This window comes from Candidatus Roizmanbacteria bacterium CG_4_9_14_0_2_um_filter_38_17, assembly GCA_002788855.1.
Lineage (GTDB): Bacteria > Patescibacteriota > Microgenomatia.
The window spans coordinates 1-14,177 of record PFSB01000011.1 but is presented as its reverse complement, the minus strand read 5'-3'; the positions used below and the strand labels follow the sequence as shown (position 1 = coordinate 14,177).

Genomic DNA, 14,177 nt, shown 5'->3' with positions numbered 1-14,177 from the left:
AATGTCGAGTGTTTGGGCTTTATTTAAGCTCTGCGCAACCCCCGAGGTTGTGTTACTTTTTAAACAGAATATTATATGAAGGTAGTCCCGTGGCTAATCTACTAATGGTTTCTCTTGTGCCATCGTTAATTAGAAAATCTAAATGTTCCTGATACTCTGCTAGTGGATGACTCTCCATTCCCTTGATTGCTCCCGATTGATACAAATCATTCAAAACTCTACGTTCTTGCCAAGAGATAACTTGAGGGTGGTTTACAAACATTGATACACCACCTGCAGAGGGACGAACAAGAGGTATTTGACTTTCTGGTGTAATTTTATAATCCTCACCGTTGACAAATATATTAACTACCGCTCCTTCTGTGTGTTCGCCACTAAGAACACGAAATAGACACCTTCTATCACCTGCCCACAGCCTTGCATAAAAAGAGCGCATTAGTGGTCTTAAAACACTACCCACTGTGTTGTAAGCTTCAGTATGCTTAAGCATTAGAGCCATGTGTCCGCATCCTACTGCATCAAAATCAGTGACAATCGCTCTTAGATCATGACCACGTTTTGGATCTGGGTCTGCACTACGAATATACTCTGTGAGTTGCTGAATTGTAAAATCTTCACCTACAATTTCTGTTTCTTTAGCAACTTGAAGCACATGTTCCATAGCATGTTCATCTGTGTGCATATATGCCGAACCATATGTTTGTAAATACCACCCTAATACTTGGTTTGACTCCCACGCCGTAATTTCACGTCGCATTACGTGTTGTGCTGAAACTATTACCACATCAATTAACCCTCCCAAGTCACCACCTGGTGTTCCAACGGCTGGTTCATTTTCTCTACCATCGACACAAGAACTGGTTAAGTCGCCCGTTAATAAATTTCCTGCCGGTTTCCATACAACATTATTCGGGTCTCTTAAGTATTCCTCCACATCTTGACGCTCAAGAGCTTTCGGGTTCTCAATAAATTCAAACGTATATTCTTGTGGATATGGGTTGTTTTCATGCATAGTTTTTAATTTCTAGTGCATATTATATGTACAATATATCAATTGAGCAAATTTTGCTAAAACAGCTTGATGACGTCTTTGACTGTTATGAAGACCAAAAGGGCTAAAAGGGTTATTAGTCCTGCATATGTTAGACGCTGTTTTTTTATTGTAGATATTTTGCGACGGGTGATGGTTTCATAAAGAACTATAAATAGATGCCCCCCATCTAAAGCGGGAATTGGTAGAATATTGATTAGTGCTAAGTTTAAGCTAATAAGACCTGTAAGAAGTAGTTTTTCAAAAAAGCCATCGCGCTGGGAATAGGCATTGTAGATTCCTATTGGTCCGGAAACTTCCACACCAGGGCCAGTGTGGGTTATAACATTGGAAAGCCCCCTATACATCTCTGAATAAAAAGTACCACTAATATAAATGGATTCCTTTAAGCCTAACCAAGGAGCTTGCAGTAGAGAATATTTCTTTTCGGTAAAGTCAGATATGACAACCCCTATGGACCCCTGGCCGGCGGGTGGATTACTACGAGGCTCTAGAGTTACAAAAACTTCCGCGTTATCACGAAGTAAAACCAGTTCCACTTGTTTATCTAGATATTCACTTACTTCGTCTATTAGCTCCTCGGATGAGATAATTTTCTCTTTCCCAACTGATACTATTATGTCACCCTTCACAATTCCAGCAGCGGAAGCTGGCGATGCTATTGCTACATTTATTACTTTTACTTCTTCTCCTGGAACGGATACACCTCGTACAAATACAAGAGATATTATGATCCAGCCAAACAGAAAGTTCATACCGACTCCTGCAAGTAAAACAAGAATCTTTTTCCAGCTAGCTTGGTTGTAAAAAGCGCGCTTTTTCTTGGGAGCATAGTCTGGATCTGCTTTGGTAAGATCGCCAAGATCTGCTTCACTTTCACCAAAAATCTTAACGTAGCCACCGATGGGAATAAGATTTAAAGAATAGAGAGTTTCTTTGACTTTTTTGCTAATGAGTCGAGGTGGAAAGCCAATGGAAAATTCTTCAACATACATTCCTAGCTTTTTGGCTGTTAAGAAGTGACCCAGTTCATGGATAAAGATGAGTATGGCTAGGGCAACTATGAAAATTATTGGGTCCATTTGTTATTATAAAGATCTGACTTGAGTTTCTTTTTGTTCACCTATTTTGCTAATTTCTTCCATTGTTTTATCTGTTATTTCTTGTACCTGTTTTTCAAGCATAGATCTTTCGTCTTCTGAAATATCTCCCCTATCTTGAGAGCCTTTAGCATCGCGCATAGCTTCTTGCCTAATCTGGCGAACCATTATTCGTGCTCCCTCAATCTTTTTTCTAATCAGAATTACAAACTCCTCGCGACGATCGGCGGTTAGTGGTGGAAGTTTGAGCCTAATCTTGTCTTCATCCGGAATTACGCTCATATTTGTATTCGCTCTTCTTAGTCCTTTTTCAATTTCTTCAAGAATTGAGATATCGAAAGGAGCAATTGAGATTGTACTGGGATCTTCTGTTGTAATAGTTGCTATTTCTTCTATTCTTAAGTTCTGGGTTCCTTCATAGACGCTAAGTCGAATTTCCGCTACCATTGAAGGGTTTGCTTGGCCAACCCGAATAGAGGAAAGGTCTTCTTTTAAAACCTCAACGGCCTTATCCATTTTGATTTTTAGTTGTTCTTCCTTAATCATGCACCGACCGCGTATCTTACAAAGCGGGCAACTTTAATATTTTCTCCAAGAACTCCAATTGCTTCGTCAATTAAAAGCTTCATATTTTTTTTAGAGTCTCTTATGTAGGCTTGTTCCAATAGTTCAGCTTCATCCTTTGGATCCATCGAGGCTATCTGCATTGCAACTTCATGAACTAGGGCCTTGAAATCATTTGTTTTTGCTACAAAGTCTGTCTCACAATTAACCTCAACTATTGCTCCAACCTTGCCGCCTGTATGAATATATGAGTATATTAATCCTTCAGTTGCATCTCTGCCTTTTTTCTTCTGAGCTCTAGCTACTCCAAGTTTGGCTAGGTGCTCTTTTGCTTTTTGAAGATCTCCACCTGTTTCTTCCAGTGCGCGCTTGCAGTCCATAACGGGAGCACTCGTCTCCTCGCGTAGTTTTTTGATGTCTGCAGTTTTAATTTTCATTATTTATTTTTCATGAATGCTTTATTTTTTGCTTTTTCAACTTTTTCAGCTTTTTCTTTTTTTGCCTCTTCGGCGGATCTTCGCTTCGCTTCGACTTTCTCTGCAGCTATTCTATCTGTCTCTATTTTCTTCGTGTGTTTATCTCGGCCTTCAATATAAGCGTCAACTATATGGTTAGTTATTAGATCGACAGCTCCAACCGCATCGTCGTTAGCTGGAATAGCGATATTTACCACTCTTGGATCAGCATTAGTATCGCTAATACCTATAGATAGCAATCCCGCTTGAGATGCCTCACGAATTGCGGTTTTTTCCAGCTTTACATCTACAATATATATTGCTTGGGGTAATTGGGTCAAGTCCCAAACTCCACCATATACTCGGCGCATGCGCTCTAGGTCAGCCCTGAGCTTGACCTGCTCGTGCTTAGGTAGTGGTCGCCATTCACCCTCTTTTTCCTGCTTAATAAGGTCGTTCATGTGGTCGATTCTGCGTTTGATCTGTTCCCAGTTGGTAATAAAGCCACCGATCCAGCGAAAGATAAGATAGGGTAAGTTGCCACGCTTAGCTGCGTCCATTACGGTTTTTGAAGCTTGTCTTTTGGTTCCTACAAGTAGAATTTTTCCACCTGAAGCTGCTATTTCTTTGACTTTGACTGCGGCAAGATCTAGCTGTTCTTTGGTTTTGGCTAGATCGATAATATGAATGTTCCCCTGCTCAGTATATATATACTTTTTAGATTGAGGGTTCCAGCGGCTAGCTTTGTGGCCAAAATGGCAACCTGCTTCCAATAGATCTGTTAATGATATTTCTTTCATAATCCCTTTTTTTCACCCGCCTGCATTTGGTCTATTCAACCAGGGATAAAAGCTCAAGCGTGTTTATTGAGTTAATTATATCACAAGGAACAGAATTGAGAAATGTTGGTAAATTAGCCCACAGGCGGAACGAACCCTGTGGAGTATTACTTTGGGATTGCAAATTTCTTGCAGAGAGCTTTTACTTCTTTTCTGATTTTTAGGATTGTTTTGTTTTTGGCTAGTTTGGTGCTGGCAGCTTGAACATATTCCTTGCGTCCCTTTTCTGGTAATTTATAATCTAGCGTTTCATTTACTACCTCCCCAATCCACTTGGCAATTATCTTCATCTCTTTTTCTTTCATTTTGCGGGTGGTCAGGCCTGGCGTACCAAGGCGCAAACCCGATGGATACAGCGGTGAACCAGTATCATAAGGAACTGTATTAAAGTTACAGACGATGCCAGCGTGTTCAAGGGCGATAGCAGGGATGTTGCCAGAAATACCTTTATTGCGTAGATCAAGCAAAACCAGGTGCTTATCTGTTCCACCGGTCACAACATCAAATCCTTGTTTCTCTAATTCGAAGGCCAGTGCTTGTGCATTTTTGACGATCTGTCCTGCATATTTTGCAAAACTTTTTGTTGAGGCAATTTTGAGTGCGACACCAATCCCGGCAATAGTGTGATTGTGGGGGCCACCTTGGAGACCAGGGAAAACGGCCATGTCTATTTGCTTAATTAACTCTGATTTAGCAACGATGACTGCTCCGCGCGGACCTCGCAGGGTTTTGTGGGTAGTAAACATTACCACATCTGCATACTTAAAAGGACTAGCCATTACTCCGCCGGCAATAAGACCCGCTTCGTGCGAAATATCTGCCAAATAATAAGCTCCCACCGCGTGCGCTGCTTGCCCTAGTGCTTTATGGTTAATGTCCCTGGGATAGGCTGTGCCACCTGAAACTACAATTTTGGGCTTTGCTTTTTTAATCTCTTTGGCAACCTTTGCGTAGTCAAAAACTAATGTTTTTTCATCAACATGGTAGAACTCCACCTTGAAGAATTTTGAGGAAAAAGCTAAATTCTTACCTTTAAAGCTCCAGCCATGAGAGATGTGTCCTCCATCTTTTAAGTACATGGGCATGATTAAATCACCCGGATTAAGAAGCGCCATAAAAATGGCTGCGTTGGCGGGTGAACCGGAATATGGCTGAACGTTGGCTTGCCATTTAGCGGGATCAAGCTTAAACGTATCGAGAACTCGCTTCTCTACGAGATCTTCTAACTGGTCAACATTTGTCATTCCTTGGTAGTACCTGCGGAATGGTTGACCTTCGGAGTATTTGTTGATGAGGATTGATCCCACCGCTTCATGAACAAGTGATGGCGCATAATTTTCGGAGGGAATCATCATTAAGGTCTCGTTTAGCCTTTTGGCTTCGGCTTTAATGATGTTATGGATCTCTCTGTCCTTTTGCTTTAGCATATTAGCAGCCAGAGTATAACATTTTTATTTTATTGTTACAACTGTTAATTTTTATTTAAGGACCGTCCTTAAATATTGGGTTTTTGTTGGTTGAGGTATTTGGCGGAGTCTTTCTTATGATAAGGGCGCAACGCCGGGCTTGATAATTGCTCAAAAGACATAGCACAGACGCGCTGGCCTTTTTGGAGGGTAATTGGCTCACGGCCTGAGTTAAAAAGCTCTAGAACCACTTTGCCTCGGAAGCCCGCGTCAAACATGGGAGCTGTTGAGTGGATGGTGAGACCACGGCGACCCAGAGATGAGCGGCCATGTAAGATGCCACAAAGGTCGTCTGGTATTTCTATATATTCGGTTGTGGTGGCTAGGGCAAAATCTCTGGGCAAGAGAGTATATTTATTTTCTTCAACCTCGCCTAGTGTTAAATCCAGCGTGCAAGAGCCTAGAGCTTCGTCCCAATTAGGTATTGGATCTACTTTAAGTCTCCCCTTTTCTACTGTTTTTTTTATATCTTGATCTGAGAGTATCATTGTTTCGCTAGGTTATTGATTGCAAAATTACTTAAATTAGTTTACCATATTTATGTGGAGAAAAACGTTCCAGAAGCTGGTCAAAGTGTACTTCAGGTGTGGATAAAGCCCGCTATCATTATTGCTGTGGTGTTTGGAATTGGTTTTCTGCTCCCAGTGTTGACTAAAAATTTAGTTACAAAGCAGTCTGGCATTGCACCAACAACCGTTCCGACAGAGTCAACGATTATTTCGGGCCCAAGTTATAAGTTTAGCCCTGGAATGCTTGAACTCGCGGTTAATGAAAAAAAGACAGTTGCTGTTTTGCTAAAGACAGAGAGAGAAAAAATAGAGGCTTTTGATTTTGTCTTGAATTATGATAAAGCATTAGTGGATGTAGTTTCTGTTAAAACCTCAGCGCTTTTTCCAGCCTATCCAATAGTAGAATATGGCAATGGGGTTATTAAGGTATCCGGGACTGTGGGAGTGGCAGATCCAGTACGGCTCGATGAAACAGTTTTTTTGATTGAATTTAAGGGAATTGCTATTGGTGAGACTGATTTGAATATTGATCAGGATAATTCGACAATTGCGGCACAAGGCAAAAATATTCTTACAGGAAGTAATACATTAATGATAAAGATCATGGATAAACCATGAAACAAATGAGACGAGGACTTGCAGCAATACCATTACTTATAACTCTGGCAGCTATTGCAGGGATTTTGGCAGGTACTTCTTTGGTGCAAAAGAGCACTCAAGAATCATTTCCAAAGGCGCAGGAAATAGGAGTAGCCACGGTTAATTGCACTAATCCTGAAGGCTGCGGTGGAGGCTGCTTGAATAATCATAATTATGGATGCGGATATGCAGGATGCAGGTGGTGGGAAGCATGTGGTGGAGGTCGTGAATTAGGTGGATGTTATGCGACGGGGGATGGTAGCACTCAGTATGACTATCTACAGGCACCTGATGGCGCTTGTAATACTCGGTCTACAGCTGGCCATTCTGAAAACACTCCAATAGCTGATGTATCTACACCAACTGTGACTCCTACGCCTGTTGTTGGAGGTAATCCAAGTCCAACTCCTACCAGTGGAGGAAATCCACCAACTGCTACCCCAACACCAGGCAGTAGTGGTAATGATGATGGAGAATGTACACCGATAGATAGTGTGACTTTGAACAAGGCGAATCCTAATGCTGGAGAGAGCTTTACTTGTAGAGTGAAGGTGTCTGCGGCGCCTGGGTCTGGCGAGATTTCATGTGGATTAGTGAGAAAAGAATCATGGGATCCGGCAACTGATTGGCCTGAGAATATCTGCCCTTCTGATACTAGCTTTGGTGGATGGAATGGAGATACGGCTACATTTAACTGTGTAATGCCGTCTGATATGAGCGCAGGATCTGCATTTACGATGGTGGGACGTGATTTTATCTCCACAACTCGCTGTACTGGTAAGACTGCGGTGGGGACAGTGGGTGGAGATGTAGGAGGTACACCTAGTACACCTACTCCAACGGGTGAGGTGAGTGCACCCAGTACACCTACTCCAACTCCAAATACACAGGTCAAGCGTAAATCTATTAAGTGGACAGATAGTAGTGGTGGTATTTGCTCCACCATTTGGTCAGCTAATTCGTGTAGTGAGGGAATAAGCAATTGGCCTGGCAGTAATAACCCTTGCACTGTCAGTGGTAACTCTATATCAATTCCTGGAAATGATCGCCTTCTACATTGCCAATATTATGAATGTAATGCGTGTAGTGCTAGCTGTGACACATATTCAAGGCAGATTGGTAGTGATATTGATTCAAAAAATAACTGTACTTATACTTGCAGTGAAAGTGGTATTACATCAACAGGAGCTGGTTGTGCAACTCAAACTCCAACTCCCAGTCCAACAAGCGTTCCTAATGCTACACCTACACCAACACCTACAAGAACAGCAGGAGCCACTGCTACCCCTTCGCCTACCGTGACACCTACACAAACTCTATCTCCTACTCCTACCATTACTAGTCAACCGAAGGTAGAGCTTTATTATATTTTTAATAATCAATCTGGTAAAGAAATAAAAGATCTGGTTAACATTTCAGAACTGTGTCCATCAGAGGGAAGTTGCACTACTATCCGCAGTGGCCTTAATTTTACTGGCCAATATTACACTTTGTCAGTAAGTTTTCTCAATAATGTTCTTCCCAACATTGATTACGAGCTAAAATATGGAGTGTTGGATAAAAACGATGTAACACTGTACACACCAGCTCCAGTCAACTTAAGAATCGGAATGTACTATTTTAATATAGATATTACTTGGGATAATGATAATTATAAATTCACTAAGGTGGGTGGTTCCCAAGCTTCTTCTTTGCAACAGAGAATTGATATTGATGAGAGTGGGAATATTACTACTTTGGATTTTGCTAGGGTTATCCGTCAATATGGAAAAACTTGGGAGCTGGCTGGGGAGATATTGGCTGAGGATGTTAACTTGGATGGAAGGGTCAATGCTGTGGATATTTCACTTATAATTCATAATATTGGTAACTCAGTTTCCACTGTGTCCGTGTCACAAAATTAACGCATGCATTATTTTGTATGGCATTTTTGGGTTGTTCCGAAGCGTATTCTGAAACAGACGGATACTCTACTGCAATTTTACTCTCACTATTTTGCGGCTGGGCTTTTATTTCGAACTTTGTTGGTGCCATGGCATCTGATTATAGATATTAAAAAAACTAGAGGATTAGATATTGAGCATGAGGTTTCAAAGCTTTTTTTTAATTTTATCTCTAGTGTTATTGGGTTAATACTTCGATCAGCTGTGCTTGTTGTGTGGGTGGCAGTTTGCCTGCCAACGACTATCATTGGAATGATATTTACTCTATTGTGGGTTATTTTTTTTCCTTTTTCTCTGATATTTTATATTGGCGAACTTAGGAAGCCCAGAGTAAAATCTTCCGCTAAAAGGAGGTTTGTGAAAGATCATACAATGACTGATCAAGGATTTAATATAGCCGTGGAGTGGTTTGAAAGATACTGGAGGACTAAAAACAAATCTTCAAATAGCGAGCATGGGTTATTTTCGATTGTTTCTCCTTTTAGCAGTTGGCATTATGGATACACAGTTTTATTGGATAAATATTCACTGGACCTGACAGATAAGGTTAATATTGTTGAGAACGAAATAATAGGAAGAGATGGTGAGGTTGAAAGAATTCTGACAATTTTGAAAAGGGAAAAGCAGCCTGGTGTACTTGTTTATGGTGCTACTGGTAGCGGAAGACATGCTGTTATTTATGAAGTTGCCAGAAGATTGAGTATTGATCACGCATCTATTCCAGGTAAATTAAGGTATAACCGATTGGTAAAGCTGGATGTTCCAAGACTATCTAGAGCTGGAAAATCTGCCGATCAAATACATGCCCAGTTGAAAGATTTGCTGGATGAAGCAACACAAGCTGGAAACATTATTTTGGTACTTGATCAAATTCATATGGTTGCTGAGTTTTCTGGAGTTTTGGCAGACTATGTGCAAAAAGAAGACGTGCGCATTATTGGTTTAACTTCAACGGATGCATATCACGAAGTGCTGCTAAAAAATGAGCTTATTCAAAAAATCTTGGAACCCATAGAAATCCCGCCATTAGCTAATAAATATATCTTACAACTTTTACAAACAAGTTCATTAAGGTATGAAAAAAAGTTTAAGACAGTATTTCCAGTTGAGAGCTTAGATTTAATAATTGAATTAGGAAACAGATCGCAGAATAATCAACCCGATGCATCGCTTGACCTTTTGGAAGAAATGGCTCTAGAGGTGAGAGATAAGCAAGAAGTAAAAGTCACGCCAGCAAAGATAAAACAAGTGGCAGAGATTAAATTTAAAACTCCCCTATCAGAAATTGGTCCACAGGAAAAGGCTAAGCTAAGAAACATGGAAGATTTATTACATCAACATGTTGTTGATCAACAGATGGCAATATCGCAAATTTCTGATGCTTTGCGGAGAGCAAGATTACGACTACAGAGTGAAAATAGGCCTTTGGCGAGCTTTTTATTTTTGGGTCCAACTGGTGTGGGAAAGACCGAGACAGCCAAAGCCTTGGCTGCTATTTATTTTGCGGATGTGAGGTCGCATTTGACTAGATTTGATATGTCTAACTTTCAGAATAAAAGTGATTCAAATCGGTTAATAGCTGAGTTAGCTGAGCAGATTAGAAAACAACCATATAGCGTACTTTTGTTGGATGAGATAGAAAAAGCTCACAAGGATCTTTTGAATATTTTCTTGTCAATTATTGATGAGGGATATTTTATGGACCTTGATGGAGATCGGGTCGATTGCAGGAATGCTTTTATCATTAGCACTTCTAATGCTGCTGCAGAGTATATTAGAGAGAATATAGATAGTCATGGCTTAGAAACAGAAGTGTTGAATTATATATTAAAGGAAAGTATTTTTAGTCCTGAATTTGTAAATAGATTTGACGGAGTTGTTGTTTTTAAGCCACTTGGGAAAGATGAGCTTAAAAAAATTGCAGTTATGAAATTAAAGCAGTTAAATGTGCGACTAAACGCTGAGCATAGAGACCCTATTGATATAACAGAGCGACTACTAGATAAAATTGTGGAGGAAGGATATAAGCCAGAGTTTGGGGCAAGAGAGATAAACAGAGCCATTGAAAGGATTGTAACCTCTCCCTTGGCAGACAAACTTCTTTTGAATTAAAGATTAAGGGTTCACCCCTTAATTCGCTTGCAAACAAAGTCTAATTTTGTTATGGTGTTTGTGTGGTTAGCAGAAAGTCGGATTTTGCTGTGGGTTATGTCTATCACGTCTATAATCGTGGAGTTCACAGGAGCGATACATTTTTATCCTCTTCTGATTATGTCAAATGGGAAAGAATGCTATATTGGTACGCACATTTTGATTATCCTCTCAGTATCTATGCTCAAAGATTGGAGCACTTGAAGGAGCATAACGGAGATCTTGATCAGTATATCTCTGAAATAGAGAAGAAATATAGAATGGATAAGCCTTTAGTTCTGATTTACGCTTATGTTGAAATGCCTAATCATTATCATATGGTCCTCGAGCAAAATGTAGAATATGGTATTTCAAAGTATATGCATAAATTATCGACCGCGTTTACCCAATACTTTAATCAAAAATATAATATGACTGGATCTTTATTTCAGGGTAGATATAAAGCGCTACGAGCTATAACTGATGAACAGCTGCATCAGCTCATACTTTATGTATTACGTAATCCAATAGAGGCTAAATTGGTTTCCAATACTAACCCAGTTTATCAGTGGTCAAGTGTCCCCGAATTAATTGACACTAGGGAGCAAAAAATTATTAGTGTGGGAAGATTACCTGATTATTTTACAGATAAAAATCAGCTTATTGGGGCACTTACTAATAGATCTGATGAACAGAAACTTTCTATAATTAAAGATATTCAAATAGATTAATCTGTAAATCCAATCTAATTAAGGGGTGAACCCTTAATTTCTGTATTAGCAGATTAGCTTATTCTTCCTATCTTTGTGATAAAATTAGGACTGTGGCACGGTGGCGAAGTGGTAACGCAGCGGTCTGCAAAACCGCGATACAGGGGTTCGATTCCCCTTCGTGCCTCAGATATTTATTTTGGGCCGTTAACTTAAGTTGGTTATGAATAAGGGCGACTAGCTCAGAGGTTTAGAGCGCTGCTCTGATAAAGCAGAGGTCCGTGGTTCGATTCCACGGTCGCCCACCTAAGTTATATGTTGTACATGCAGTATCTTGCTTTAGAACCTAGTTCTCCTTGTATACCGTATTCAATAAAACCATCGTAATTAGTACTTTCTGTTGTAAAAATCATCAGATAGTCTCTGTTTGTAGCTCCAGAGCAATGCAAATACGATGAGGGATATTGATAATAATAACAATAAGGCCAAACACTAAGAGGATTACCTTTGGGATCACTAGGAATTTTTTGAATATATCCTTCTGTGACTAGTGGAGATAATATGTCTTCTATATGAGAGACTCCATGAGTATCTCTCTCAACACAGTTACTTGATAATCCTCCTGATGTGGTTGGATATGTGTTTTCTGCAAGATAATATTGGGCAAGCGCTGATTGTAAATCCTTCATATGTGAAACTCGAGTGGCATCTCTTGCTCTTTTTTGTGCACTGGTAAATACTGCAAGTCCAGCTGCCGCTAAAAGACCTATTATAGATATAACAACCAGAAGCTCTATCAATGTGAAGCCTTTATTAGTATTTAGCAAACTTTTATTAGTATTTAGCAAACTTTGCGTGGTAGGAACACGTTTTTTTTGATCTTTATTGCCCTAAATAATATAGAACATAAAATATACTCTAAAATAGCTATTTAGGGCTTAAATAAAGTAAATTTAGAAAGGAGGTGATCCAGCCGCTCCTTCCAGAACAGCTACCTTGTTACGACTTAGTCCCCATTACCGATCTCACCTTCGTCCCAGTAAACTGGACCTTCGGGTGCTACCGACTTTGTTGGCTTGACGGGCGGTGTGTACAAGACCCGAGAACGTATTCACCGCGGCGTGCTGATCCGCGATTACTACCAATTCCTCGTTCATGAGGGCGAATTTCAGCCCTCAATCCCAACTGAGGGAAGGTTTATGGATTTGCTCACTGTTACCAGGTCGCTGCCCGTTGTCCTTCCCATTGTAGCGTGTGTGTAGCCCTAGGCGTAAGCGCCATGCTGACTTGACGTCATCCCCTCCTTCCTCCCAGATTATAAAACCTGGGCAGTCCCGTTAGACACTTGTAACTAACAATAGGGGTTGCGCTCGTTATCCTACTTAAAGGTACATCTCACGACACGAGCTGACGACAGCCATGCAGCAGCTGTGTATTCCCATCCGTAAACGGATTTTCCCCATGTTTCTATGAAGACATTAAGAAAAACATGTCAAGCCTAGGTGAGGTTCTTCGCTTTGTCTCGAATTAAACCACACGCTCCACTGGTTGTGCGGGTCCCCGTCAATTCCTTTGAGTTTCAACCTTGCGATCGTACTACCCAGGCGGGATGCTTAACGTGTTAACTTGCGACTCCCAATCCCGCTAAGCGGGACCAGGAATCTAGCATCCATGCGTTTATGGCCAGGACTACAGGGGTCTCTAATCCCTTTCGCTCCCCTGGCTTTCGAGCCTCAGCGTCAGTAATGGCCCAGGAGCCTGCCTTCGCCTTTGGTGTTCCTTCTGATATCAACGCATTTCACTGCTACACCAGAAATTCCAGCTCCCCCTACCATACTCTAGCTTGATAGTATCTAGTCCATATCTACGGTTGAGCCGTAGTCTTTAAGACAAGACTTACCATGCCGCCTACGCGTCCCTTTACGCCCAGTGACTCCGGATAACGCTCGCAGCCTACGTATTACCGAGGCTTCTGGCACGTAGTTAGCAGCTGCTTTCTAGTAAGGTACTGTCAGTCCAGCTATGCTGGATTTCCTCCCTTACCACAGTGGTTTACGATCCGAAGACCTTAATCCCACACGCGGCGTTGCGTCGTCAGGGTTTCCCCCATTGCGAACGATTCTTGGTTGCTGCCATCCGTAGATGTATGGGCCGTGTCTCAGTCCCATTCTTGGGGATCGCGCTCTCACGCCCCCTACTCGTCATAGGCTTGGTAGGCTTTTACCCCACCAACTACCTGATAAGACGCAGGCTCCTCCTACGGCGGGTTGTTACACCCTTTCTTCCTCGGTTACCCTCGGAACTTATCCAGGATTACCCTCACTTTCACGAGGCTATCCTTAACCATAGGGCAGATTCCCACGCGTTACTAAGCCGTCTGCCGCTTTTCCACCCCCGAAGGGGTCTATTCGCTCGACTTGCATGCCTAAAACACGCCACCAGCGTTCATCCTGAGCTAGGATCAAACTCTCAAAAAAATAGTAGTTTCCTACCACACAAAGTTTGCCAAATTTTCAAAGTACTTGTTCTAGGCAGTATTCTATCATGAAACTGGACCCTATGCTACAATTGCTTAAATGCCTCAGCCACTTGCAGATAAGGTTAGGCCAACAAATTTAGGTGAGTTTATTGGTCAAGACCACCTAGTAAATAAAGATAAGCCCGTAAGAAGAATGTTAGAGTCTGGGAATTTGCACTCGCTTCTACTTTGGGGGCCTCCCGGATGTGGCAAAACAACATTGGCGAGAATTATTGCAAAAGATGCTAAACGA

General features: G+C 41.3%; 13 protein-coding genes, 2 tRNA genes and 1 rRNA gene. 7 read left to right on the top strand and 9 right to left on the bottom strand.

Annotation, left to right across the window (positions count from 1 at the left end; translation table 11 throughout):
* Nucleotides 1–52: 52 nt before the first annotated feature.
* The 7 genes from CO050_02425 to dcd form a co-directional block, all read right to left on the bottom strand.
* Nucleotides 53–1,012, bottom strand: coding sequence for a hypothetical protein (locus tag CO050_02425; protein PJC31643.1), 960 nt, complete (start codon nt 1,010–1,012; stop codon nt 53–55).
* 56 nt (nt 1,013–1,068) lie between these two features.
* Nucleotides 1,069–2,133: a hypothetical protein gene (locus CO050_02420; GenBank protein ID PJC31642.1), complete on the bottom strand. Its 1,065-nt coding sequence runs from the start codon at nt 2,131–2,133 to the stop codon at nt 1,069–1,071.
* 6 nt (nt 2,134–2,139) lie between these two features.
* Complete coding sequence (locus CO050_02415) at nt 2,140–2,697, bottom strand: ribosome recycling factor (protein ID PJC31641.1); 558 nt, start codon at nt 2,695–2,697, stop codon at nt 2,140–2,142.
* The gene (tsf, locus tag CO050_02410) at nt 2,694–3,152 is read right to left on the bottom strand and encodes a translation elongation factor Ts (protein PJC31640.1); all 459 of its coding nucleotides are present in this window, start codon (nt 3,150–3,152) and stop codon (nt 2,694–2,696) included. Before tsf ends, CO050_02415 begins: the two co-directional genes overlap by 4 nt.
* Nucleotides 3,152–3,970 (bottom strand): 30S ribosomal protein S2, encoded by an 819-nt coding sequence (rpsB, locus tag CO050_02405; protein PJC31639.1) that lies wholly within the window; start codon nt 3,968–3,970, stop codon nt 3,152–3,154. Before rpsB ends, tsf begins: the two co-directional genes overlap by 1 nt.
* Before the next feature lie 146 nt (nt 3,971–4,116).
* Entirely contained in the window at nt 4,117–5,436 is a 1,320-nt protein-coding gene (glyA, locus tag CO050_02400) for a serine hydroxymethyltransferase (protein ID PJC31638.1), read from the bottom strand.
* Between the two features lie 68 nt (nt 5,437–5,504).
* Entirely contained in the window at nt 5,505–5,963 is a 459-nt protein-coding gene (gene dcd, locus CO050_02395; protein PJC31637.1) for a dCTP deaminase, read from the bottom strand.
* 15 nt (nt 5,964–5,978) lie between these two features.
* Here dcd and CO050_02390 point away from each other — a divergent pair, with 15 nt between their 5' ends.
* The 6 genes from CO050_02390 (at nt 5,979) to CO050_02365 (ending at nt 11,714) form a co-directional block, all read left to right on the top strand.
* Nucleotides 5,979–6,602: a hypothetical protein gene (locus tag CO050_02390; protein PJC31636.1), complete on the top strand. Its 624-nt coding sequence runs from the start codon at nt 5,979–5,981 to the stop codon at nt 6,600–6,602.
* The gene (locus tag CO050_02385) at nt 6,599–8,527 is read left to right on the top strand and encodes a hypothetical protein (GenBank protein PJC31635.1); all 1,929 of its coding nucleotides are present in this window, start codon (nt 6,599–6,601) and stop codon (nt 8,525–8,527) included. The genes CO050_02390 and CO050_02385 overlap by 4 nt, the downstream gene beginning before the upstream one ends.
* Before the next feature lie 3 nt (nt 8,528–8,530).
* On the top strand, nt 8,531–10,678 hold the full coding sequence (locus CO050_02380) for a hypothetical protein (GenBank protein PJC31634.1): 2,148 nt from the start codon (nt 8,531–8,533) through the stop codon (nt 10,676–10,678).
* 62 nt (nt 10,679–10,740) lie between these two features.
* The gene (locus CO050_02375; protein PJC31633.1) at nt 10,741–11,427 is read left to right on the top strand and encodes a hypothetical protein; all 687 of its coding nucleotides are present in this window, start codon (nt 10,741–10,743) and stop codon (nt 11,425–11,427) included.
* 94 nt (nt 11,428–11,521) lie between these two features.
* Nucleotides 11,522–11,593, top strand: a tRNA-Cys gene (locus tag CO050_02370).
* A gap of 44 nt (nt 11,594–11,637) precedes the next feature.
* Nucleotides 11,638–11,714, top strand: a tRNA-Ile gene (locus CO050_02365).
* A 3-nt stretch (nt 11,715–11,717) separates the two neighbouring features.
* On the opposite strand, the gene CO050_02360 is transcribed toward CO050_02365, so the two are convergent.
* Entirely contained in the window at nt 11,718–12,254 is a 537-nt protein-coding gene (locus CO050_02360) for a hypothetical protein (protein PJC31632.1), read from the bottom strand.
* 105 nt (nt 12,255–12,359) lie between these two features.
* Nucleotides 12,360–13,880, bottom strand: a 16S ribosomal RNA gene (locus CO050_02355).
* 102 nt (nt 13,881–13,982) lie between these two features.
* Here CO050_02355 and CO050_02350 point away from each other — a divergent pair.
* The coding region (locus tag CO050_02350) for an AAA family ATPase (GenBank protein PJC31631.1) at nt 13,983–14,177 on the top strand (195 nt) is incomplete at its 3' end.

Coding starts and splice junctions, on each gene's coding strand:
- rpsB (PJC31639.1), bottom strand. CDS start 3,970: ATGAAAGAAATATCATTAACAGATCTATTGGAAGCAGGTTGCCATTTT.
- tsf (PJC31640.1), bottom strand. CDS start 3,152: ATGAAAATTAAAACTGCAGACATCAAAAAACTACGCGAGGAGACGAGT.
- glyA (PJC31638.1), bottom strand. CDS start 5,436: ATGCTAAAGCAAAAGGACAGAGAGATCCATAACATCATTAAAGCCGAA.
- CO050_02385 (PJC31635.1), top strand. CDS start 6,599: ATGAAACAAATGAGACGAGGACTTGCAGCAATACCATTACTTATAACT.
- CO050_02420 (PJC31642.1), bottom strand. CDS start 2,133: ATGGACCCAATAATTTTCATAGTTGCCCTAGCCATACTCATCTTTATC.
- dcd (PJC31637.1), bottom strand. CDS start 5,963: ATGATACTCTCAGATCAAGATATAAAAAAAACAGTAGAAAAGGGGAGA.
- CO050_02415 (PJC31641.1), bottom strand. CDS start 2,697: ATGATTAAGGAAGAACAACTAAAAATCAAAATGGATAAGGCCGTTGAG.
- CO050_02425 (PJC31643.1), bottom strand. CDS start 1,012: ATGCATGAAAACAACCCATATCCACAAGAATATACGTTTGAATTTATT.
- CO050_02380 (PJC31634.1), top strand. CDS start 8,531: ATGCATTATTTTGTATGGCATTTTTGGGTTGTTCCGAAGCGTATTCTG.